Source organism: Chitinimonas arctica, assembly GCF_007431345.1.
GTDB classification, from domain to species: Bacteria; Pseudomonadota; Gammaproteobacteria; order Burkholderiales; family Chitinimonadaceae; genus Chitinimonas; species Chitinimonas arctica.
Genome location: NZ_CP041730.1, coordinates 2,028,088 through 2,048,933 on the forward strand (window position 1 = coordinate 2,028,088; position 20,846 = coordinate 2,048,933).

Here is a 20,846-nt window from a genome sequence, read left to right on the forward strand (position 1 = left end):
TTGCCCTGCTCCTCGGTAAAAGCTGCAGGCTAAGCCTTGCCCCCAGGGACAGAGTCAAGCGGGTGGCTTGGGCGTGGCAGCGACGGCAGGATCGCAGTGTGCGTGGCCGGATTGGCTATCGAGACAGGCGGCGATTTCGTCGCCAATGCGGCCCAGTTGCAGATCGACGGCCTGCAAGCTGGCGATCTCGGCTGCAATCGCGCGCCGCTTGTCGGCGATCTGCCGTAAAAAGCCCTGCCAGTCGGGCGCGGGCGCCGCGTCCGAAAGCACCGTACCCAACTCGGACAGGCGAAAGCCTAGTGCCTGAGCCTGCTTGATCAGCCGTACCTGCTCGACGTTCGCGTCCGAATAGATGCGATAGACGCCGGCACGCCCCACCTTGCCGAGCAGACCGAGTGCTTCGTAGTGACGTATTGCCTTGGGCGAGGCGTCCGTCAATTTGGAGATGGCTCCAATGAACATGCTGGCTTTCGTTGTATGTCTTCCGGCTCTGGCGGGAAAGATGGTCAAGTTTCGATAGTGCGTGAGGCACCGTTTTTGGCATGCCCAGCTGCACAAAGCTTCAGCGTCAGCGTGATCGGAATGTCTCACCACCCGTGCAGCCCGAACCTGCTCGATTCAAGCAATCAAATCAAGCGATCTGACGAAGGGCGCCAAGGGTGGTGGAGCTTCGCGGTAAAATTTACTGGAGGTACATTCAACGCTTTCCGGGCCAATTATATAGCTGGCCTCGGCTTGCAACGTGCGACTAAGGTTATTTTTCGCCGCCTCCTGCAGCTTATATTCTTCGCCGTCACGGATACGATTTTCATAACTTGTTGCAACGAATATTCTTCCATCCGCCCTTACTTTTACCTTTACGCTATACGTAATACCATCGTCAGATGCCACCGTCGCGAATCTTTCATCAACATAGGAACCCGCGTCCAGCAAGATTGTCATGCCCGCCTGGCAAGCCAGAATCATCAGCATGCGTAGTTGATAATCTGTTATGCATGGACACTTCTCCAATATTTTGGTGAGAATATCTTCGGTTTTAAATTTTCCTTTATCCGAAATCAGATCTATACAGTATTTACCCGCATCCTTGTCAACCTCCCTTTTTTCCATCGCTGCTGGAGGCGAGCATTGTTGGTCCAAGCAAACTGCCAAGACGTCGGAAGCGGGGCCTGCTACCTCGCCCAATGCATTTCCTTGTTCGGCCTCCGAAAGGGACCGAAAATATTCAAATGTATCTTTTATGACCCCCTCTATTTCCAGCGCAGTGCGCGGCACATCTAATTTAAATTTCTCAATGGTATCATCCAATGATTCGGCGAAGCAGCGATTGACTTCCACAAACCTCCCCATGTACTCATTTCTTTTCTCGCAATTTTCTCCATACAATTCCTCCTGGCCAATGAACAGCCCGTGGCACTCCGACGGCCGCCCTGTTGATAAATCCTTCTCAAGAAAACCAGCGCTGAGCTTTTTGCAGATACTCTCGAAGCTTGCACCTTTCAACCCTATCTTCTTTCCTTCGCTACTTTTCACCATGACGCCACCATTTACCTCGGTGAAAGTAATTTTCTCATGATTCGCCAAACTGATTTCTACTCGGGATTTTTCATTGCATGCCGCCAGATATAAATCTTTATGGATGGATAGCGCATATTCGCAAAACACATCTTTTTGCGCTTTGGTCATGCCAGCAGATTCCGAGCACAGCCAAATTGCACCGTAGTCAATGCCAAGACTCAATATACCGATGCTTCCAAGCGCTCGCTTTTCATTTATCGAACCCGAGAAATTCACGTATGGCCCAGGCGCCCGGCTGACATCATCAAGGATTTTTTTACACACGCCCCGAAAATCGATGCCTTTTAGCTTCTCCTTGTTTTCGCCATCCGTTATCGCGATATTAGCACCTACCTGGGTGAATGTAATTTCTTTGCCATTTAGACGAATTCTTGCGACAGAGTCATTGCTTTTATATGCATCGTTCAATGCATCATGAATCAGCATTGCATTGTCGCAAAATTCATGGATCTTATCCCGAGACTTGCTGTATTCGTATAATTTTATAACGCCATACCCAATGCCAAGGGTAATAATTCCGACGATTCCCTTGACAATTTTCCTGGCGGTTGAATTTTCACAGCGCCCCGCCGCAATATGCAATTCAGCGGGGCTTTCAAATGCTCTTGCATAGGTTCTGAGCGTTGTGCAGGGCATGTCTTGACGATTTCCTATACTATTAAATTGGCCAATAATATTCCAATCTATTAGTTAAGAATAAAGCAGAGAATCCGTCTTTCGAAAAATACCTATTTATTTGTTTCTTGCACTGGAAAACGAGCCGGCTTCGAAGACATGGCGCATGCGCCGACGAGGGCCGGCAACGGCCTCGTCCAACCCGGATGGGCGGCGCATATATCCCGATGGAACCGACACCCTGGCCGGCAAAGCGCTTATGCCGCCAAGGCCTTGCGCTGCGCGGCGATCAGCTCACAGATACCGGCATCGGCCAGGTCCAACAGTGCATTCATTTCCGCACGGCTGAACGCCTCGCCTTCGGCGGTACCTTGCAGTTCGACAAAGCCGCCGGCAGCAGTCATCACGACGTTCATATCGGTATCGCAGCCGCTATCTTCGAGGTAGTCCAGGTCGAGCACCGGCTGTCCCTGCACCATGCCGACCGAGACGGCCGCGACATGTTCGCGGATAGGGTTGCTTGCCAGCTTGCCGCTGGCGATCAAACCGGCGATGGCATCTTGCAGCGCGACAAAAGCGCCCGTGATGCTGGCGCAGCGGGTGCCGCCATCCGCCTGGATCACATCGCAATCGATGCTGATCTGGCGTTCGCCCAAGGCTTTGAGATCAACCACGGCGCGCAGGCTACGGCCGATCAGGCGCTGGATTTCCTGGGTACGGCCGCTTTGCTTGCCACCGGCCGCTTCGCGCTTCATGCGGCTATTGGTGGAGCGGGGCAGCATGCCGTACTCGGCGGTCACCCAGCCTTCGCCCTTGCCCTTGAGAAAGGGCGGCACGCTTTCTTCCACCGAGGCGGTGCAAATAACCTTGGTATCGCCCATCTCGATCAGGACGGAACCCTCGGCGTGACGGGTGAAATGGCGGGTGATCACGACAGGGCGAAGTTGCTGGGGCTGGCGGCCTGATGGGCGCATGGGGTGTCCTTGTATATGGGGTGTGGTACCGAATCGGCATGGAGCGGGCCGGTCGCGAACGGGCCGGCCGGGTGGCGGGTCCGGCCGCGCGATGCGGCCGGTACTTGCCTTAACGGGAGTACTTGTTGATGGCGTTCTGGATTTCGTTGATGGCCGCTTCGATATCCGCCTCGGTCACTTCCTTGCTTTCTTTCAAGGCCTTATCGGATGCCAGGGTATTGAGACGGGTGGTGACCTCGCCGTCGGTCAGCTTGCGGGTGGAGAGGCTATCGCCGGATGCGACGTCGTCTTCCTCGTGCCAGTTGATGCCCACGCCGGTGAGATTGTCGCAATGGGTACCGCCTCGTACTTCGGCCCGGTCCAGCAATTGCGGCAAGGCATAGAGCACCGGGTAACCGGTCAGCATCTGCTCCAGCTCGCCCTGGGTGACCCCACCCCACATGCCGTCGGTGCACAGCAGCACGGTATCGCCATCCATCAACGGCATCTTGCCGCCGATTTCCACCTCGGGCGGGAACATCGAACCCAGGCAGTTGTAGATCTTGTTCTTCTCAGGGTGCCGTTCGGCCTCGGCGGCGGACAGACGCCCCATGTCCACCATCTGCTGGACCTTGGAATGATCGCGGGTACGGGCGACCACCTGGCTGTTGCGGACCAGGTACATGCGGGAATCGCCCACATGGGCCCAATACAGCACCCCGTCCTGCACGATGGCCGCCACCACGGTGGTGCGCGGCGTCTCCAGCAGGCTATGGTTGGCGGCGTAATTGAAGATCGCGTCGTGGCACTTCATGCAGCCGTCGGCGATAAACTGATGCGGATTCTGTATGGTCGGCCTGGCCTTCTTCTGGAACAGTTCGGCCAACAATTCAACGGTGATCTGTGCCGCCACTTCACCGTGCAGATGACCACCCATTCCGTCGGCCACCACCATCAGCAGCGAATCGCGGCTATAGGAATAGCACATGCGGTCTTGGTTATATTGCCGCGCGCCCTGTCGGGTTTCCTGGAATATGGTGAATTTCATTTTCTTTCTCCTTTACCACCACCCAGCTTGATTTCCATGCGGCTGAAACGTGCCAGGCTCCCCTTGATACCGGCAAAGCGGCTGGGCTTGGCTTGTGGCTCATTGGCCGTCTGGACCAGCGCCTTCTGCACATCGCGCACGCTCTGCGGGCGTGCCAGCGGGTCCAGCATCAGGCACCAGTCCACCAGCTCAAGCAGGCTTTCCGAATAGCGGCCGGCCCACATCTTCTTGACCGACTGGTACTTGTCTTCCTTGGCGCGCTGATCGGCCGCCTGCGGCGCAAGTCCGCTCATACAGGCGAAAATACTGGCGCCCACGCTGTAGATATCGCTCCACGGGCCTAGCTTGTCGCGATCGGCGTATTGCTCAGGCGAGGCGAACCCCGGCGTGTACATGGGGGTGAATTTATTGATGGAAGGGCTGAGGGCATCGCGTGCCGAGCCGAAGTCGAGCAGCACCGGCGAGCCATCGCGGCGGATATAGAGATTGGCGGGCTTGATATCGAGGTGCAGCATCTTATTCAAATGCACCTCGCGCAAGCCGTTCAACAGGTGGGCAAACACGTAGAGAATCAAATTCTCCTTCACGCCACCATCGGTCAGCTGGATTTCCTTTTGCAGGGTCCGGCCTCGCTCATACTCCATCACCATGTAGACCGTTTCATTGGCCCGGAAGAAGTTCACCACCTTGACGATATTGGGGTGGCGGATCTGCGCCAGGGTCTTCCCCTCTTCAAAGAAGCACTTCATGCCGTGCCGGAACAGGGCCAGATTGTCTGCCGAGGTCGCCATCACCCGCTCCCCCTCGCTGCGTAGTGCCAGCGCATTGGGCAGGTATTCCTTGATGGCTACCGGCTGGTCGTGCTCGTCATGGGCCAGATAGACGATCGAGAACCCACCGGCCGACAATTGCTTGACGATGGTGTAGTTGAGCAGCTGGTAACCGCGTGCTAGCGGGAAATTGCTGGGTGGTGGCATCGGGGGCGTCTTGACGCGGTGTGCTAAAATTCGGGCCTGATTTCAGCCCGTACTTGTTAATGACATGCGGGTTGTTCCACCGAATTGTGGTTTTGGGCCGCGACAAAGTCAAAGCGCGCTCGAAATCTTCTGCCTGGAGCTCCCATGATACTAAGTATGACCGGCTATGCCGTCGCCACGCGAGAACTAGCTGGCGGCCTGCTCAGCGTCGAGCTTCGCGCGGTAAACCATCGCTTCCTCGACCTCAATCTACGCCTGCCGGAAGAGCTGCGGCAAATCGAGAATCTGATCCGCGAAAAGCTGGCCGGACGGGTGTCGCGCGGCAAGCTGGACTGCCGGATCGGCTTTTCCGCCCGCAATGAAGCCCAGACCAAATTACAGCTCAACACCGAATTGCTGACCCAATTGGCGGCCCTGGCGAACCAGGCTCGCCAAATCGCTCCGCAAGCCGGCGATCTGAAAATGGGCGAACTGCTGCGCTGGCCCGGCGTGCTGGCGACCGATTCGATCACCCCGGAAACCATGCAGCAGACCGCCATGGAACTGCTCGAACTGGCGCTGGCCGATTTCTCCGCCACGCGCGGCCGCGAAGGCGGCAAGCTGGCGGAGTCCATGCTGGAGCGCATCGCCAAGATCGAGATCATTGTTGCCGAAGTACAACCGCGCCTGCCTGCCATCGTGGCCGCCTATGACGAAAAACTCAAGCAGCGCCTGCTCGAAGCCCTGGGCAGCGCCGACGATGACCGGGTACGCCAGGAAGTCGCACTGTTCGCCCAGAAGATCGACGTAGCGGAAGAACTGACCCGCCTGAGCACCCACCTGCTGGAATTGCGCCGCATCCTGAAAACCGGCGGCGCGGTAGGCAAGCGACTGGACTTCCTGATGCAGGAATTGCACCGCGAAGCCAATACCCTCGGCTCGAAGTCGGTCGCGGTGGAAACCTCGCAGGCCTCCTTGGAGCTGAAGGTCCTGATCGAACAGATGCGCGAACAGGTCCAGAATCTGGAGTAGGGTTTAAGCCATACAACATGCTTGAACTAAATCCTAGATTGACCGACCTGTAGTCGCTTGGACCCGATGAGAGCGTCTTGTAACATGGTACGGCAGACGCGGTTTACGCATACAGTCCAAACGCTCATCTTGGCTGGTGCCGTATTGCACTTCCCGGTGCTTCAATCGGCGCGTCGGGAAGGGCGCCATCAACGCCGGAAAGTACGACGTCATATAGCAGGCAGTAGTGCTGAAATGCGGCGCGCAACTCCTTGCGCAGGACATTGCTGTCCCACGGTTTGGTGAAGAAGCGGTAAATCGCGCTGTGGTTGACAGCCTGCACGATGGTTTCCAGATCGGTATAGCCGGACAGGATGATGCGGAAAGTGTCTGGATATATTTCCTTAACGCGATCGAGGAATTCGGTGCCGTTCATGTTCGGCATGCGTTGGTCGCACAGGATCACTTGCACAGCGTGCTGTGCCAACAGTTCAAAACCTTCAGCCGCCGAGCCGGCACAAAGAATGCGGTAGCCATCGGCGCGCAGCAGACGGTGCAATGACGACAGGATATTGGGGTCGTCATCGACCAGCAGCAGGGTCTTCTGTGGCAGAGGTCCAGGTGGCAGCCGAAGGCGCAAATCCTCCAGCAGCAGTTGTTCCACGGCCGACGCCGCCAATGGTCGACTGAAGAAATACCCTTGGATTTGATCGCAGTGATGGCGTATCAGAAATGCCACCTGGGCGGACGTTTCCACACCTTCAGCAACCACCTGAAGCTTCAGACTATGGGCCATGCTGAGAATGGCGAGTGCGATGGCAGCGTCATCCGGATTACTCGTTACCTCCCGGATGAACGCGATATCGATCTTTAGCATGTCAATCGGGAAGCGGCGCAGGTAGGCCAAACTCGAGTAGCCGGTTCCAAAGTCATCGATGGAAATTTTCACACCGAGCCGCTTCAGACTTTGCAAGGTGCTTATGGTCTTTTCGACGTTGGCCATCATCGAACTTTCGGTCAGTTCCAGTTCCAGCAGTTCCGCTGGCACGCCATTGACCTCTAGCGCGGTAACAACATCGGATTGAACGTCCCCCTCAAGGAACTGGCGCCCTGCAACATTGACCGACACGCTCACAGCGCCGATCGGCGATTGCAGCCACTGCCCGATCTGACGACACGCTGTGGCGATCACCCAACTCCCGACACCTACGATCAGCCCGGTCTCTTCGAGCATCGGAATGAAGAGCGCCGGCGACACGAGTCCGTGACCTGGCCGCTCCCAACGCAGCAACGCTTCGAGGCCGGTGATCCGACCACTGGCAAGCAGCACCTTTGGCTGGTAGTGCAGGACAAACTCTTCATTTTCAAACGCCTTGCGCAACGCAACTTCCAGTTCCAGCCGGTTCAGCACATCGGTATTCATCTGCGCGGTGAAGAAGCGAAAAGTATCGCGTCCGGCCTGTTTGGCCCGGTACATCGCCGTGTCCGCGTACTTGATCAGTTCGTCGGGCAACGACGCGTCGGCCGGGTACATCGTGATGCCAATACTTGCCGTCACACGCACCTCGTGCCCACCCAAGGTGAACGGCGCGCGCAACAAATCGCGAATCTTGTTCGCCACGGCCGCGGCAGTGTTTGGACCCTCCTTTATCAAGACAACCACCGCGAACTCATCCCCGCCAAGTCGTCCGACGGCGTCGCGCACACGGACGCATTCCAGCAGCCGATTGCTGAACTGGACCAGGAGCTCATCACCGAAGGAATGGCCCAAGGTATCGTTAACCGACTTGAAGTTGTCGAGATCGAGAAACAGTACGGCGATCACCCAGCCGTTCTGTTCGGCCTGCTCCAACATTTTCGTGAGAATGTCGTAAAAAAGGGTGCGGTTGGGTAGCCCGGTGAGGCCGTCGTGATGGGCCAGGTGCTGCAACTGCTGTTGTGCCTGCCTGCGCTCGGTAATGTCGCGTACGACCCCGACGATGATCCAGTCAGGACCTGACTGCAATGCCTGACGATGAATCTCGACTTGCAGCAATGAGCCATCCTTGCGGCGCAACTGGATTTCGCCGCATTCATTGCCCCCCTTTTCAGTGAGCCTGTCGTATAGGGCCGCGTGCTGGACCGGCTGGGCGGTGCTGATAGGCACCGGCCCGAGTTGCAGCAGTTCGTCGCGCGTATAGCCCAGCATGGTGCAGGCGGTCGCATTGACTTCGACGAAGCGCATGCTGGCGCGACGAATCAGAAAGATGGCATCGGCGGTGCAATCCATCGCGGTACGGAAACGACGCAACTCTTCCTCGCCGCGCTTGCGCTCGGTGATGTCCATGTGCATGACAACCGCGCCATGGCCCGACAGTGCCGCTAGAGGTGTAACCGTCAGCAAGAAGCAGAAGTGCACGTCCTGCGACATGCAAGCGTACTCGAAGCTGCAATTGGGCGTCTGGCCACGCAGCACGGCCCGAATGCCGGCCGCGATCACTTTTGCTTCAGCGGCGCCCTCCCCCCCTTCCTGTTCACACAGCTGCAGATAATTTTTTCCAACTTCGTGGCCGGGAGCTTGAACGGCTGACATCCTGGCGCAGGAGCGCCAGGCATCGTTGACGGACATGATGATGCCATCGCGGTCGAGCATCGCGATATGCGCGGGCAGCGCATTGAGCATGGCGTTGCGCTGCGCCGCCTCGTTCCGGCGCATTTGCTCCTGGGCGCGTTGCAAAAGAAAGGGCCGGCCTTGCTGATCCGTGATCGCATCGATTTGGCCACCGGTCAGCTGTTCCAGTTGCTCCACGTTTGCTTGCAGGGCTGCGATTAGCTGGCTCACATCCATCGCTTTTCTCCTGTGGCGCCGGCTCTACCTCACGGCGCGAAGGCCGGATCGACGCCCAGGGCCAGCAGCACGTCATCGGTCTGGCTGAGGGTCCCCACAATCCTGCGGGTGATTGGTGGTGCCAGTTTGAGCAAGGTCGGCGTCATGAAAACGCTGTCGTCAAGCGCCCGCTTTTGCTCGCGGAACACATCGATCACTTCGATCTCGTAACGCTTCGCCAAATGGGTTTCGCACAAGGAATGCAGATTGACCCTGGCTTGGACGGAGTTCTGCGCCTCGCCCGCCACATACAGGCGAAACTGGAAAATATCGGTGCGATTCATATTTGCCTCCTCCTATTGCGGATGGGCGGGGTCCGCCCCGCGCATCTCGGCCATTCGGCCGCGTCCGAGCGCCAGTTCGCGCTCCTGGCTTTCGCTCGTGCGCGTCAGCAACGCTTTCTCAACCTGCTTGGCGACCAGTTCCGTCTGCAAGGACTTGAGGCGCACCTCCAGTTCGGCCTCTTCGGCGTCGAGCCTGACGTGCTTGAGCTTGGCAGCCATTTCCGCCAATTCGATAGACACCCGCTCGGCACTCTCTTTTTCCCAGCGCAAAGTGCCCATCAAGACCTCGCCACCTGCCGTATAGGCGTCGGCCAGGGTAACGCCGGTATCGCTGAGCATAAGTTCGCGCACCTGGTTCGAGTGCGCAGTGCCACGCGACTTGATGATCGAAATACCGCGGTTGCGCTCGCCGGCCTGGACCAGGTAGTTGAGATGGATCCAGGTGTCGGCCAGGGTTGAAATCTGCAGCGGAGAGCCACCCTCGGACTGGCTGCCCATATCAGCGAGCAAACTGGTGCACACAAGCGTCGTGCCCCGTGACTTGGACCAGTCGATCAGGCGCTCGGCCACGCTGTGCGCCGTCAGTTCATTGCCCGTTTTAGACAGTGTCGAAACCGGATCGATGACCAGGCAGCGTGCCTGGTGTTCTTCCGCCAAAACCTTGATGCGCACGAGGTAAGTCTCCGCACTGCCGGAGATGGTGCGGGCCGAGATAATGCTCAGGGTACCGTTATCGACGTAGGGCTGCAGCCGGATGCCGACCGATGAGAGATTGCGAACCACCTCCGAGCCGTCCGAATCAAAGCTGAGGAACATGGTGCGTTCGCCACGACGACAAGCCTCTTCCGCGAATGCGCCGCTTAGCGTGGTCTTGGCTGTGCCTGGGAAACCCGTGATAAGTACGCTGGCGCCGCGGAAGTAGCCGCCGCCAAGCATGGCATCGAGCCGCGCAACGCCACTCGAGACGCGTTCGTTGGTGACATTGGCATCGACGCGCCCCAGCGTGCGCGCGACGGCCACCTCGAAGCCGCGCTTGCTGATCAAAAATGGCGCCTCGTCTTCGTCGAAGGCCGAACCGCGGAATTTCTGCACCCGCAGATTGCGTTGCGAGACGCCCATTACCACGCTGTGGTTCAAAAGGATGGAGCAATCCACCATGAATTGCATGAAACCGAATGACTGCGGCATCAAGCTACCCGCTTCGTAGCCGCCGCTCTTGGCCGTTAAAATTGCCGTCAATTCATGTTGGATAAGCCAATCGTGCAACCGGCAAATTTCGCGTCGCCTCGAGACGTCGTCCGGCAACAGCGCAAGCACGATGTCGATCGCGTCGATGACGATGCGTTTCGCCTTCATGGCCTCGGCCTGCCCCTCCAGTGCGGCGAGCATGCCGCTCAGGTCGAAGGCCCCGGCGAGCACCAGATCGGGGGGAGGCTGCGCGTCGACAAAATAAAGTTTGTTCTCTGCCTGTAACTGCGTCAGTTTCCAGCCAAATCCGTCGGCGTTGGCAAGAATGCGCGACGATGCTTCCTCGTAAGCGACGAATATGCCTGGTTCGTCACAATGGCGGGCGCCATGCACCAGGAACTGCAAGGACAAGATCGTTTTTCCGGAACCGGGCCCGCCTGCGAGCAAGGTCGTTCGTCCGCTCGGCAATCCGCCCCCAGTCATTTCATTCAGGCCAGTGACGCCAGTCAATGCCTTTGCGACTATCGGGGGCGACGAAGACGCTCGCTTCATGGCAGATCCTTCTCTGGTGAACCGCAACAGCCGCCGGCATCTTTGGCGCGAACACGCTACAGCGATTTCAATGGGGTGCCAGATGAATTCCCCCCAAATGGATAGGCAGAGAGGATGCAGAAACACCAACGAGGAATATAGCGATGCGCCAATATTCCCTGAATATAATTATCACATGCGTTTTTACCACTATAGATCACCAAATTAGACATTGTGCATTTCCGCGCGATTGCGCACGAAGGCGCAGGATCTCTGGTCTCGCCTCGATCAGGTCTACCGCCTGCTTCTCGCTGTTGGCGGATGTCACGGCCCCAACCCACTTGCAAAGGCTGCGTCCCGAGACGCTGGAGCCGGGCTGCAACTTCGGCGACCCGTGCCAGATGCCTACCGTTCACGGGGAAGTCCACCCTCACGGCAGACCATGTATTTCTCGGGGAAAATCGTGAGGCGAATTCACGGACACTCCACAATTTTCCATATAAATCTAATACTTACGCGACCAATGTAGTATTCAAGTACAGAACATCGAATAATCCGCCGCTGATATACGGCGGCCAATGTGTTACGCTGCCGTGAAATCGTTTGAGAACGAGATATACCCATGAGCAAAGGCAAGCTTTTCGTCGTCGCCGGCCCCTCGGGCGCCGGCAAGGCCACATTGGTGCATGCCCTGCTGGCGGCCGACGCAAAGGTACAGCTGTCGGTTTCCTTCACCAGCCGCGCCCCGCGCGAAGGTGAGCAGGACGGCCGTGACTACCATTTCGTCAGCCGCGAGGATTTCCTCGCCAGGGTGAACCGTGGCGAGTTCCTCGAACACGCCGAGGTACACGGCAATCTGTACGGTACGTCGCAGAAATGGATTACCGATTCCATGGCCAGCGGCCTCGATATCCTGTTGGAGATCGATGTGCAGGGCGCCCAGCAGGTGCGGCGGCTGTTCAAGGAAGCCGTCGGCATCTTTATCCTGCCGCCCTCGGGCGACATCCTGGAGCAGCGCCTGCGTAACCGCGGTACCGAGAGCGAAGACGCCATCGTTCGGCGCCTGGCCAACGCCCGCGAAGAAATCTCGCGGGTCGAGGAATTCGACTATGTGATCGTCAATGAACATATCGACCAGGCCGTCCGCGACATTATCGGCATCGTCCGCGCCGAACGCTGCCGCTTGGCGGCGCAGAGCGAGCGCCACCAGGCACTGATCACCAGCCTCAAGGGCTGAGTTACCCAACCCTATGCGCGCCGGCTGCCATGCCGGCCGTTACACCGGAGTAAATGACCATGGCCCGTATCACCGTAGAAGACATCATTGAACGTATCCCCAACCGCTTCGACCTGACCCTGGCGGCCGCCTACCGCGCCCGCCAACTGGCCAACGGCTCCTCGCCGCTGGTGGAAACCGCCGGCCGCGACAAACCCACGGTACTGGCCCTGCGCGAAATGGCGGCGGGCAAGGTCGGCGTCGAAATCCTGCACCGCGCCCGCAGCTAGGCTGGCGATTGCAGAACAGAAAGCGGGCTCAGCCCGCTTTTTTGCCTCTGGCCGTATCGAAATATCGCGCGTACCCACTCCGGGGCTCGATCGCGCGTTAAATCCCGCCTTCACGAGGGGGCCCCTGTTTTTTCGGTGGGGCTAGCCAAGTGTTTTTCATGTTATACCCACACCATGCTCGACGCCGCCGACCTCCCCGTTCCCGATGAATACGCCGTGCAATTGGCGCGGGACGCGAACACCCTGTTCGCCAAGGTGGCCGGCTACCTGAAACCGGAAGACCTGCCGCAGCTGCTGGCCGCCTTCAAGTTCAGCGCCGAATGCCATAAATCCCAGTTCCGCAAGAGCGGCGAGCCTTATATCACCCACCCCTTGGCGGTGGCCGATATCCTGGCCGATCACCATCTCGACGCCCAGGCGCTGATGGCTGCCTTCCTGCACGACACCATGGAAGACACCGGCGTGACCAAGCTGGAGCTGACCGACCGCTTCGGCAAGCCGATCGCCGAACTGGTGGACGGCCTTTCCAAGCTGGAAAAACTGGAGTTCCAGAGCAAGGAAGAAGCGCAGGCGGAAAACTTCCGCAAGATGCTGATGGCCATGGCGCGCGATGTCCGCGTTATCCTGGTCAAGCTGGCGGACCGTTTGCACAATATGCGCACGCTGGACCATATGCGCGAGGACAAGCAAAAGCGCATTGCCGCCGAAACGCTGGAGATCTACGCGCCCATCGCCAACCGCATCGGCCTGCACGCCATCTACCAGGAGCTGGAAGACTGGAGCTTCCGCTACCTGCATCCGATGCGCTACGAGGTATTGGGCAAGGCGCTCAAATCGGCCCGCGGCAATCGGCGCGAGGTGGTCAGCAAGATCCTGGAAGCGATCAAGCACAAGCTGGCCGATACGCAGATCGAAGCCACGGTCTATGGCCGCGAGAAACACCTGGCCAGCATCTATCGCAAAATGCAGGAAAAGCACCTGAGCTTCTCCGAGGTACTGGATATCTACGGCTTCCGCGTGATCGTCCGCGACGTCTCGACCTGCTACCTGGTGCTAGGCGCGCTGCACGGCCTCTACAAGCCCCGCCCCGGCACTTTCAAGGACTACATCGCCATACCCAAGCCTAACGGCTACCAAAGCCTGCATACGGCGCTTTCCGGCCCGTACGGCACGCCGATCGAGGTGCAGGTGCGCACCCACGATATGCACAAGGTGGCGCAGGCGGGGGTGGCCTCGCACTGGATGTACAAATCGGGCGACGACGGCGTCAGCGACGTGCAGAGCAAGACGCACCAGTGGCTGCAGTCGCTGCTCGAGATCCAATCCATGTCGGGCGATTCCATCGAATTCCTGGAACATATCAAGGTCGACCTGTTTCCCGGCGAAGTATATGTCTTTACCCCCAAGGGCAAGATCTTCACCTTGCCGCAGGGCGCCACCGCGGTCGATTTCGCCTATGCCGTACACTCCGACGTGGGCAATTGCTGCATCGCCGCCCGCATCAACTACGATTTGATGCCCTTGCGCACGGCCTTGAAGACCGGCGACCAGGTCGAAATCATTACCGCGACCACGGCTCGCCCCAATCCGAATTGGCTCAATTTCGTGGTGACCGGCAAGGCCCGCTCGCATATCCGCCACTTCCTCAAGACCATGCGCTACGAGGAATCGGTGCAGCTGGGCGAGCGTATGCTGAACCAGGCGGTGCGGGCATTGATCAACCAGAGCACCGAGGTGCCGGCCGAAGGCTGGGAACGCTATCTGCGCGAAAACGCGCCATCGCGGCGCGACGAGATCCTGTCCGACATTGGCCTGGGCAAGCGCCTGGGCGTCGTGGTGGGACAGCGCCTGCTGATCCTGTCCGGCCTTCTGGCCGAAGGCGAGGCCAAGAGCGGTCCCATCCTCATCCGTGGCACCGAAGGCGTGGCGGTGCAATTCTCGCGCTGCTGCAATCCCATCCCCGGCGACCCCATCATCGGCATCATCAAGCAGGGGCAAGGCCTGGTCATCCATACCCACGACTGCCCGCAGGCGGTCGGCCGGCAGGGCCGGGTCGATCCCGACAAGCTGCTGGAAGTGGAATGGGATGTGCCGGCCGGCAAATTGTTCGATGTCCAGATCAAGGTACTGGCCATGCACGAGCGCGGCGTGCTGGCCCAGGTCGCCGCCGCCATCTCGGATGCCGCCGCCAATATCGAAAACGTCCGAATGGACAGCGAAGCGGAAGGCGATCGCTATATCGAGATCAGCTTTACCGTGCAGGTGGAAAACCGCCAGCACCTGGCCCAGGTAATGCAGACACTGCGCTCGCTGGAAAGCGTGGTCCGCATTACCCGCCTCAAATCCTGACGGGGAAGCTCTGAGCAAGGGTGAAGCCTGGATGTTTGTATCAGCACCCGGCGGAGCCGGGTGTTCACGGACCGTGGTAAATCGACGATTCCTCGCTGTTTTATCCCACTCCCCCGCCCTCGCACCCGTAAAGAGTAGGCCGTGGTTGTATGCCCCTAAAGGGGCAACAACCACGCACCCGCCGCGAGGGAGCCTCGCTATCGCTCGTTAGTGGGTTTCTGCAGAGCTTCCTAACGGTGCGTTGCCATATATCCGTCGCTGCGCAATGGTAGAATTGCCGTCAGCTTCTTATCCGCAGACCTGCCGTGATCACCATCATCCTGAACGGCGAGTCTCGCCAGCTGCCGGCTGGCTTGAACCTTGCCCAATTGATAGAACAGCTCGGCCACCAAGGCCGGCGTATCGCCATCGAGCAGAATGGCGCCATCGTTCCGCGCAGCCAGCACGCGCAAACGCCCTTGGCGGCTGGCGACAAATTGGAAATCGTCGTTGCGGTGGGCGGAGGGTAGATCCAGCATGGAAGCCAAGCTGCAAAGCCGTCGCGCCACCCCTTTCGACGCCGAGGTACTGACCGAGCTAAATCTGGAATTGTTACGCGATGACGCCAGCGGCGGTGCCACCACGCCGGCCAAGATCAAGGCACGCATGCTGGATTGGCTGAGCAGCGGCGAATATGCGGCGGTACTTTTCGAGCATGAGGGCGAGGTCGTCGCCTATGCGCTGTATCGGGAACAGAACGCATCGATCTATCTGCGCCAGTTCTTTGTCGCCAAGAACCGCCGCCGGCTGGGCCTGGGACGGCGTGCCCTGGCGGTGCTGTTCGAAGAGTACTGGCCGGACGGCAAGCGGCTCAGCGTCGATGTGCTGACCAGTAATGAACGGGCGCTCGCTTTCTGGCGCTCGGTCGGCTTTCTCGATTACTGCACCACCCTGATCATGGCGCCCAAACAGCGCCCCACTCTTTCGCCACGGACAAGCTTATGAACTCGCCCCTTTCCATCGCCGGCCGCGACTTTGGCTCCCGACTGCTGGTAGGCACCGGTAAATATCGCGATTTCCAACAAACCCGCGCCGCTATCGATGCGGCCGGCGCCGAGATCGTCACCGTTGCCATTCGGCGGGTCAATCTGGGCCAGGATGCCAGCCAGCCCAGCCTGCTCGACTACCTGCCCGCCAGCGAATTCACCTATCTGCCCAATACCGCCGGCTGCTATACCGCCGACGATGCCATTCGCACCTTGCGCCTGGCGCGCGAACTGCTGGATGGCCACAAGCTGGTGAAGCTGGAAGTGCTGGGCGATCCGCACAGCCTCTACCCCAATGTGCTCGATACCCTCAAGGCGGCCGAGGTGCTGGTCAAGGATGGCTTCGACGTGATGGTCTATACCTCCGACGACCCCATCGTGGCACGTCAGCTGGAAGAAATCGGCTGTTGCGCCATCATGCCGCTGGCCAGCCTGATCGGTTCGGGCATGGGCATCCTGAACCCCTGGAACCTCAAGCTGATCATTGAGCAGAGCAAGGTACCCGTCATTGTCGATGCCGGTGTCGGCACCGCCTCCGATGCGGCCATCGCCATGGAACTGGGCTGTGATGGCGTATTGATGAATACCGCCATCGCCCTGGCGCAGGACCCTATCCTGATGGCCAGCGCAATGAAAAAGGGCGTGGAAGCCGGCCGCGAAGCCTTCCTGGCCGGCCGTATGCCGCGCAAGTTCTATAGCGCCAGCCCCAGCTCCCCTACCAGCGGCATGATCGCCTGACAGAAAGTTTTTAAGTATGGAAAATCCGCAACACCGCCATATCCGCAGCTTTGTGCTGCGCCAGGGGCATTTTTCCGAGGCGCAGACGCGAGCCATGGAAGACGGCATGCCGCGCTGGGGTGTCGAATATCGCCATGAACGGCTGGACCTGGCAGCCGCCTTCGGCCGTGAAGCACCCAAGGTGCTGGAAATCGGCTTCGGCATGGGCGGCGCCACCGCCGAGATCGCCGCCGCGCGGCCGGATACCGACTTCCTCGGCATCGAGGTTCATGGTCCGGGCGTGGGTAATATGCTCAAGCTGATAGAAGAAAAGCAGCTGAACAATATACGCATTGTCCGCCACGACGCAGTCGAGGTGCTGGCCCATATGCTGGGCGAGAACAGCCTGGACGGCTTCCACCTCTACTTCCCCGATCCCTGGCCGAAAAAGCGCCATCACAAGCGCCGCCTGGTGCAGCCGGCCTTCCTCGCCCATATCGTCAGCCGCCTCAAGCCAGGCGCCTATATCCATATGGCGACCGACTGGGAAGATTACGCGGCACAGATGCTGGAGGTGCTGAGCGCCAACCCGGACCTGCGCAACAGCGCGGACGGCTATGCTCCGCGCCCGGAATGGCGGCCGCTGACCAAGTTCGAGCAGCGTGGCCTGAACCTGGGCCATGGCGTGTGGGATTTGATGTTTATCAAGCGCTGAGTACCGGCATGCAAAAAGGGCGAGTGCCTCGTATACTCGCCCTTTGCTATTAACAGCCGGTTTCCACCACGGTACTGCCCTTGAAACCGGTAGCGGCTTCGCTCAGCGGCATGCGGGCCTGCTTGCCGATATGGCGCAGCACCAGGTTGCGGGTGGCGCTTGCTTCGTTCCGCTCACGGCTGATGGCGGTGCGTACCCCCTTCTGCCGCACACCTTCCAGCCGCCGTTCCGCCGCCTCCTGGCTGGAGAACAGCCCCAGCGAAATCGCATGGTTCCAACGGGATCCATCGCTGACCACGAAGAAATCCTCCACCCCGATCGCCTTCAGTTGTTCGGCTTTCTTTTGCGCGTCCTCGGCCGACGGACGTGGCGGAATAAACACCCAGTAACGCTTGGGCGTGTCGGGCTCGCTGGTTTCGACCTTCACTTCGCCACCCAGCTTGAGTGCAGCCAGTTTCTTGCGGGCATTGGGCATATCCTCGGGCAGGATGCCGCGCCAGACAAAACAGCTCAGCGCCTGCTTGCCCGTGCTGTCGGCCGGTTTTTCCGGCGGGGCCACCGGCGCAGCGGCAGCTTCCGTCGCATCGGCCTCCGACTGGGCGACCACCGGCTTGGGTTCGCTACCGACGGTCTTCAAGGCATCCGCCTTGACTTCGCGCGCCTTCCAATCGATGGGCGCGGGCGGCTCGGCCAGTTTGGTGTAGCCATAGAAGAGCAGATTGGCGATGACCAGCAGAATAAACAGCCACTTCATGGTTCAGGGTTCCAATTCGGCAAAGGCGAGCCTGGCCAGGCCGCGCAGCACCAGATTATCAACGGCCACCAGCCGCTCCGCCAGCGTATCGGCCAATAAGGGCGCCAGCCGCGCCGCATCACCGCCTGACAGCAACACCGTGGCCGGCCTGCCGGTGTGCGCTTCCAGGCGGCGCAACATCGATTCGACCGTGCCGGCGAGCGCCAGCAGCGCACCATTGACGATGGCCTGGCCGGTCGCGCGGGGAAAAGCGACCGCCTCGCCGTCGGGCAGCCCCAGGTCGGCGGTGCCCTGGGCCAGGGCCGTTCGCATCAGACCAAAGCCCGGCACGATGACGCCACCGAGGAAGTCGCCCTCGGCGGTCAGCGCATCGACCGTCATGGCGGTCCCTGCCATGACCACGATGGCATCCCCTTGGCAAAGGGCGCGCGCGCCCAACATCGCGGCCCACCGGTCCGCACCCAACTGGCCGGGCTGCAGATAGCCGTTACGCAGTCCCGCCAGCTCCGCGGTGGGCTTTAGCCAGCGGACGGCCGGCGCGACCCGCTCCGCCAATTGTTCGGCAATGGCCGGTCCGGCCACATTGCACCCCAAAACCCGAAGCGGCGCCGGCCAGCCGGCCAAGTCCGCCACCCATGCCGCCAGATCGGTGTAGTACGCCATCCCTTGCGCGATAGGTCCGTCCGGTAGCTGCAAAGCCCACTTGAGCCGGCTATTGCCGGCATCCAGCAACAGGATCGGGGCGTTCACTGCGCTCTCCGCAGGCTGACTTCGCCGGCATGCACCTGCCGCTCGCCCGCCCGGGTCTGGAAACGCAAGGCACCATCGTTGGCCACGCCCAGCGCCAGGCCATCGAGCTGTTCGCCATTCGGCATCAGCAAGCGGGCGGGCACGCCCTGCATGGCGTGGCGGCTTTCCCACTCCGGCAGCAAAGGGGCAAAACCGGTTTGTTCGAAGGCCGGCAGCAGCACGGCCAGTTCCGCCAGCACCGCCGCCAGCAAGCGGTTGCGATCGCCGCTGTAGCCCAGCAGCGCCAAGGATTCGGCCGGTTGATCCAGACCGAGGCGCACCGACTCGGACAGCCGCATATTGAGGCCGATGCCGATCACCACGCTGGATGGCCCATGCGCCTCGCCGGCCAGCTCGATCAGGATCCCGCCCAGCTTGGCGCCGGTAGCGGTCACGATATCGTTCGGCCACTTCAGCAGCGCCTCCGGCACGCCCAATACGGCCAATGCCCGCGCCACCGCCAGGCCCACCGCCAGACTGAGGCCGGACAAGTCGGCCACGCCCAGATTGAAGCGCCACAGCAACGAGAACATCAAGGCATCGCCGGGTTCCCCCTGCCAGCGCCGCCCCCGCCTGCCGCGACCGGCATGTTGCCGCTCGGCGGCATAGACTAGGCCGGCCGGGGCGCCCTGGGTGGCGGCGGCCATCAGCTCGGTGTTGGTGGAACCGATTTCGTCGAATACGCGTAGATCGAAGAAGCGCGCCCGCTCGCCCAGATGGCCGGCCACCGTCGCTTCGTCCAGCCAGGCGATCGGCCGCGCCAGCCGGTAGCCGCGTCCCTTGACGGTGTGGACTTCCACGCCCAGCTCGGCGGCCCCCTTCATGGCCAGCGACACGCTGGCGCGGGATATCCCCAAGGCTTCGGCCAGCTCGGGACCGGGACGGAAGTGTTCGTGATCGAGCAGGCGCAAGCAGACGAAGGGATTCATCGTCAGTCCGCCGCTACCCGGGTAAAGCGCGCGAATACCACGGTGCAGACAAATATCCAGACGCTCAAGGCCACTTCCAGCGAGGCCAGGTAGCGTATCGCGCCATGATCCGCCCACGCGCGCATGACCCCTTCGATAAACCAGGCCAGGATAAACATGCTCAGCCACTGGTACGTATAACGGCGGCCCCGCAGAACCCCCGCCAGCGGCAATAGCAAGGGCAGCGCCTTGACCCACAGCAGCGAGCCGGGCCGCAGCGGCGCCAGGACGGCCTCCCACAGCAGGCACAGCGCGAACAGCGCCAGCAGGCCTGCCAAGGTACCGTTGCGGCTTTGCCTGACCAGTTGATCCATCCCCGCCTGGGTAGAAAAGTAGGCCTTCATAGCGGCCTCGCCAGTTGCAGTGCCGTCACCGCCAGGCGCTTGCCCAGGGCGATCGCCAGCGCTTTTTCATGCGCATCGATGGGGCGGCGCCCGTCCGCACCGGCGACGTGGCTGGCGCCGTAAGGGGTACCGCCGCCTTCGGTCAGGGTCAGCCCTGCTTCGCTGTAGGGTATGCCGACCAGGGTCATGCCGTGGTGCAGCAAGGGCAGCATCATGGTGAGTAGGGTGGCTTCATTGCCGCCATGCGGGCTGGCGGTACTGGTGAATACCGCCGCCGGCTTCCCGACCAGGGTACCCGCCAGCCAATCGGCACTGCTGCCGTCAAGAAAATACTTGAGCGGCGCCGCCATATTGCCGAAGCGGGTAGGACTGCCCAGCGCCAGGCCGATGCATTCCTTGAAGTCGCTCAGTTCGGCATAGGGTGCGCCCTCGTCCGGGATGGCGGGCGCGGTGGCTTCCGCCACGGTCGATACCGCCGGCACGGTACGCAGGCGGGCTTGGCAGCCGGGCACGGATTCGATTCCGCGCGCAAGCATCTGTGCCAGCTGCCGGGTGGCGCCATGGCGTGAATAATAGAGGACTAGCAAGTCGGCCATCGGACGGGCTCGTGGATGAGGGTGCGCTATTATAGGGCCTTGCCCACTCCGGC

21 protein-coding genes are annotated in these 20,846 nt (G+C 60.2%); 8 read left to right on the plus strand and 13 right to left on the minus strand.

The annotated features are described in order from the left end of the window. Positions 1 to 54: 54 nt before the first annotated feature. From FNU76_RS09275 to FNU76_RS09295, 5 genes are all read right to left on the minus strand, one after another. A complete protein-coding gene (locus FNU76_RS09275) occupies positions 55 to 462 on the minus strand; it encodes a MerR family transcriptional regulator (protein ID WP_144277939.1) in 408 nt (135 codons plus the stop codon). A gap of 156 nt (positions 463 to 618) precedes the next feature. Further along, positions 619 to 2,214, minus strand: a complete 1,596-nt coding sequence (locus FNU76_RS09280) for a hypothetical protein (RefSeq protein WP_144277940.1) — start codon at positions 2,212 to 2,214, stop codon at positions 619 to 621. Between the two features lie 236 nt (positions 2,215 to 2,450). Beyond that, entirely contained in the window at positions 2,451 to 3,167 is a 717-nt protein-coding gene (gene rph, locus FNU76_RS09285) for a ribonuclease PH (RefSeq protein WP_144277941.1), read from the minus strand. Between the two features lie 109 nt (positions 3,168 to 3,276). Then, positions 3,277 to 4,194, minus strand: a complete 918-nt coding sequence (locus FNU76_RS09290) for a PP2C family protein-serine/threonine phosphatase (protein ID WP_144277942.1) — start codon at positions 4,192 to 4,194, stop codon at positions 3,277 to 3,279. Continuing rightward, on the minus strand, positions 4,191 to 5,171 hold the full coding sequence (locus FNU76_RS09295; protein WP_144277943.1) for a serine/threonine protein kinase: 981 nt from the start codon (positions 5,169 to 5,171) through the stop codon (positions 4,191 to 4,193). Before FNU76_RS09295 ends, FNU76_RS09290 begins: the two co-directional genes overlap by 4 nt. A 144-nt stretch (positions 5,172 to 5,315) precedes the next feature. On the opposite strand from FNU76_RS09295, the gene FNU76_RS09300 reads away from it, so the two are divergent. Next, positions 5,316 to 6,182 carry a YicC/YloC family endoribonuclease gene (locus FNU76_RS09300; RefSeq protein WP_144277944.1) on the plus strand — a complete coding sequence of 289 codons (867 nt, stop codon included), beginning with the start codon at positions 5,316 to 5,318 and terminating at the stop codon, positions 6,180 to 6,182. 124 nt (positions 6,183 to 6,306) lie between these two features. On the opposite strand, the gene FNU76_RS09305 is transcribed toward FNU76_RS09300, so the two are convergent. From FNU76_RS09305 to kaiC, 3 genes are read right to left on the minus strand one after another with little or no spacing between them, the layout of a single operon-like run. Next, positions 6,307 to 8,988 carry an EAL domain-containing protein gene (locus FNU76_RS09305; RefSeq protein ID WP_144277945.1) on the minus strand — a complete coding sequence of 894 codons (2,682 nt, stop codon included), beginning with the start codon at positions 8,986 to 8,988 and terminating at the stop codon, positions 6,307 to 6,309. 29 nt (positions 8,989 to 9,017) lie between these two features. Continuing rightward, positions 9,018 to 9,311, minus strand: a complete 294-nt coding sequence (locus FNU76_RS09310) for a circadian clock KaiB family protein (protein ID WP_144277946.1) — start codon at positions 9,309 to 9,311, stop codon at positions 9,018 to 9,020. A 12-nt stretch (positions 9,312 to 9,323) separates the two neighbouring features. Further along, on the minus strand, positions 9,324 to 11,051 hold the full coding sequence (gene kaiC / locus FNU76_RS09315) for a circadian clock protein KaiC (RefSeq protein ID WP_144277947.1): 1,728 nt from the start codon (positions 11,049 to 11,051) through the stop codon (positions 9,324 to 9,326). A gap of 601 nt (positions 11,052 to 11,652) precedes the next feature. On the opposite strand from kaiC, the gene gmk reads away from it, so the two are divergent. The 7 genes from gmk to trmB all read left to right on the plus strand — a co-directional run bounded on the left by gmk (position 11,653) and on the right by trmB (position 17,342). Beyond that, positions 11,653 to 12,267 carry a guanylate kinase gene (gene gmk, locus FNU76_RS09320; RefSeq protein WP_144277948.1) on the plus strand — a complete coding sequence of 205 codons (615 nt, stop codon included), beginning with the start codon at positions 11,653 to 11,655 and terminating at the stop codon, positions 12,265 to 12,267. Positions 12,268 to 12,326: 59 nt separating this feature from the next. After that, a complete protein-coding gene (gene rpoZ, locus FNU76_RS09325) occupies positions 12,327 to 12,536 on the plus strand; it encodes a DNA-directed RNA polymerase subunit omega (RefSeq protein WP_144277949.1) in 210 nt (69 codons plus the stop codon). A 174-nt stretch (positions 12,537 to 12,710) separates the two neighbouring features. Continuing rightward, the gene (locus FNU76_RS09330; RefSeq protein ID WP_144277950.1) at positions 12,711 to 14,885 is read left to right on the plus strand and encodes a RelA/SpoT family protein; all 2,175 of its coding nucleotides are present in this window, start codon (positions 12,711 to 12,713) and stop codon (positions 14,883 to 14,885) included. Between the two features lie 305 nt (positions 14,886 to 15,190). Then, positions 15,191 to 15,394, plus strand: a complete 204-nt coding sequence (thiS, locus tag FNU76_RS09335; protein WP_144277951.1) for a sulfur carrier protein ThiS — start codon at positions 15,191 to 15,193, stop codon at positions 15,392 to 15,394. 7 nt (positions 15,395 to 15,401) lie between these two features. Beyond that, positions 15,402 to 15,869 (plus strand): GNAT family N-acetyltransferase, encoded by a 468-nt coding sequence (locus tag FNU76_RS09340; RefSeq protein ID WP_179958408.1) that lies wholly within the window; start codon positions 15,402 to 15,404, stop codon positions 15,867 to 15,869. After that, positions 15,866 to 16,648: a thiazole synthase gene (locus FNU76_RS09345; protein ID WP_144277953.1), complete on the plus strand. Its 783-nt coding sequence runs from the start codon at positions 15,866 to 15,868 to the stop codon at positions 16,646 to 16,648. The genes FNU76_RS09340 and FNU76_RS09345 overlap by 4 nt, the downstream gene beginning before the upstream one ends. 16 nt (positions 16,649 to 16,664) lie before the next feature. Next, positions 16,665 to 17,342 (plus strand): tRNA (guanosine(46)-N7)-methyltransferase TrmB, encoded by a 678-nt coding sequence (trmB, locus tag FNU76_RS09350; RefSeq protein ID WP_144277954.1) that lies wholly within the window; start codon positions 16,665 to 16,667, stop codon positions 17,340 to 17,342. Positions 17,343 to 17,391: 49 nt separating this feature from the next. Here the strand turns inward: trmB and FNU76_RS09355 are convergent, their stop codons facing one another. The 5 genes from FNU76_RS09355 to wrbA are packed head-to-tail and all read right to left on the minus strand — an operon-like array spanning position 17,392 to position 20,793. Further along, complete coding sequence (locus tag FNU76_RS09355) at positions 17,392 to 18,096, minus strand: SPOR domain-containing protein (protein WP_144277955.1); 705 nt, start codon at positions 18,094 to 18,096, stop codon at positions 17,392 to 17,394. A gap of 3 nt (positions 18,097 to 18,099) precedes the next feature. Continuing rightward, the gene (locus FNU76_RS09360; protein WP_144277956.1) at positions 18,100 to 18,846 is read right to left on the minus strand and encodes a type III pantothenate kinase; all 747 of its coding nucleotides are present in this window, start codon (positions 18,844 to 18,846) and stop codon (positions 18,100 to 18,102) included. Next, positions 18,843 to 19,814: a biotin--[acetyl-CoA-carboxylase] ligase gene (locus tag FNU76_RS09365; RefSeq protein WP_144277957.1), complete on the minus strand. Its 972-nt coding sequence runs from the start codon at positions 19,812 to 19,814 to the stop codon at positions 18,843 to 18,845. Before FNU76_RS09365 ends, FNU76_RS09360 begins: the two co-directional genes overlap by 4 nt. A 2-nt stretch (positions 19,815 to 19,816) precedes the next feature. After that, positions 19,817 to 20,197, minus strand: a complete 381-nt coding sequence (locus FNU76_RS09370; protein ID WP_223879276.1) for a DUF2069 domain-containing protein — start codon at positions 20,195 to 20,197, stop codon at positions 19,817 to 19,819. After that, the gene (gene wrbA / locus FNU76_RS09375; RefSeq protein ID WP_144277958.1) at positions 20,194 to 20,793 is read right to left on the minus strand and encodes an NAD(P)H:quinone oxidoreductase; all 600 of its coding nucleotides are present in this window, start codon (positions 20,791 to 20,793) and stop codon (positions 20,194 to 20,196) included. Before wrbA ends, FNU76_RS09370 begins: the two co-directional genes overlap by 4 nt. Positions 20,794 to 20,846 lie beyond the last annotated feature (53 nt).

Excerpts from the sequence above, each read along its gene's own strand:
- FNU76_RS09275 (WP_144277939.1), bottom strand. The coding sequence starts at position 462 with ATGTTCATTGGAGCCATCTCCAAATTGACGGACGCCTCGCCCAAGGCA.
- wrbA (WP_144277958.1), bottom strand. The coding sequence starts at position 20,793 with ATGGCCGACTTGCTAGTCCTCTATTATTCACGCCATGGCGCCACCCGG.
- FNU76_RS09355 (WP_144277955.1), bottom strand. The coding sequence starts at position 18,096 with ATGAAGTGGCTGTTTATTCTGCTGGTCATCGCCAATCTGCTCTTCTAT.
- FNU76_RS09280 (WP_144277940.1), bottom strand. The coding sequence starts at position 2,214 with ATGCCCTGCACAACGCTCAGAACCTATGCAAGAGCATTTGAAAGCCCC.
- FNU76_RS09290 (WP_144277942.1), bottom strand. The coding sequence starts at position 4,194 with ATGAAATTCACCATATTCCAGGAAACCCGACAGGGCGCGCGGCAATAT.
- gmk (WP_144277948.1), top strand. The coding sequence starts at position 11,653 with ATGAGCAAAGGCAAGCTTTTCGTCGTCGCCGGCCCCTCGGGCGCCGGC.
- FNU76_RS09365 (WP_144277957.1), bottom strand. The coding sequence starts at position 19,814 with ATGAATCCCTTCGTCTGCTTGCGCCTGCTCGATCACGAACACTTCCGT.
- trmB (WP_144277954.1), top strand. The coding sequence starts at position 16,665 with ATGGAAAATCCGCAACACCGCCATATCCGCAGCTTTGTGCTGCGCCAG.
- FNU76_RS09305 (WP_144277945.1), bottom strand. The coding sequence starts at position 8,988 with ATGGATGTGAGCCAGCTAATCGCAGCCCTGCAAGCAAACGTGGAGCAA.
- FNU76_RS09300 (WP_144277944.1), top strand. The coding sequence starts at position 5,316 with ATGATACTAAGTATGACCGGCTATGCCGTCGCCACGCGAGAACTAGCT.
- kaiC (WP_144277947.1), bottom strand. The coding sequence starts at position 11,051 with ATGAAGCGAGCGTCTTCGTCGCCCCCGATAGTCGCAAAGGCATTGACT.
- rpoZ (WP_144277949.1), top strand. The coding sequence starts at position 12,327 with ATGGCCCGTATCACCGTAGAAGACATCATTGAACGTATCCCCAACCGC.
- FNU76_RS09295 (WP_144277943.1), bottom strand. The coding sequence starts at position 5,171 with ATGCCACCACCCAGCAATTTCCCGCTAGCACGCGGTTACCAGCTGCTC.
- FNU76_RS09330 (WP_144277950.1), top strand. The coding sequence starts at position 12,711 with ATGCTCGACGCCGCCGACCTCCCCGTTCCCGATGAATACGCCGTGCAA.
- FNU76_RS09340 (WP_179958408.1), top strand. The coding sequence starts at position 15,402 with ATGGAAGCCAAGCTGCAAAGCCGTCGCGCCACCCCTTTCGACGCCGAG.
- rph (WP_144277941.1), bottom strand. The coding sequence starts at position 3,167 with ATGCGCCCATCAGGCCGCCAGCCCCAGCAACTTCGCCCTGTCGTGATC.
- FNU76_RS09370 (WP_223879276.1), bottom strand. The coding sequence starts at position 20,197 with ATGAAGGCCTACTTTTCTACCCAGGCGGGGATGGATCAACTGGTCAGG.
- FNU76_RS09345 (WP_144277953.1), top strand. The coding sequence starts at position 15,866 with ATGAACTCGCCCCTTTCCATCGCCGGCCGCGACTTTGGCTCCCGACTG.
- FNU76_RS09310 (WP_144277946.1), bottom strand. The coding sequence starts at position 9,311 with ATGAATCGCACCGATATTTTCCAGTTTCGCCTGTATGTGGCGGGCGAG.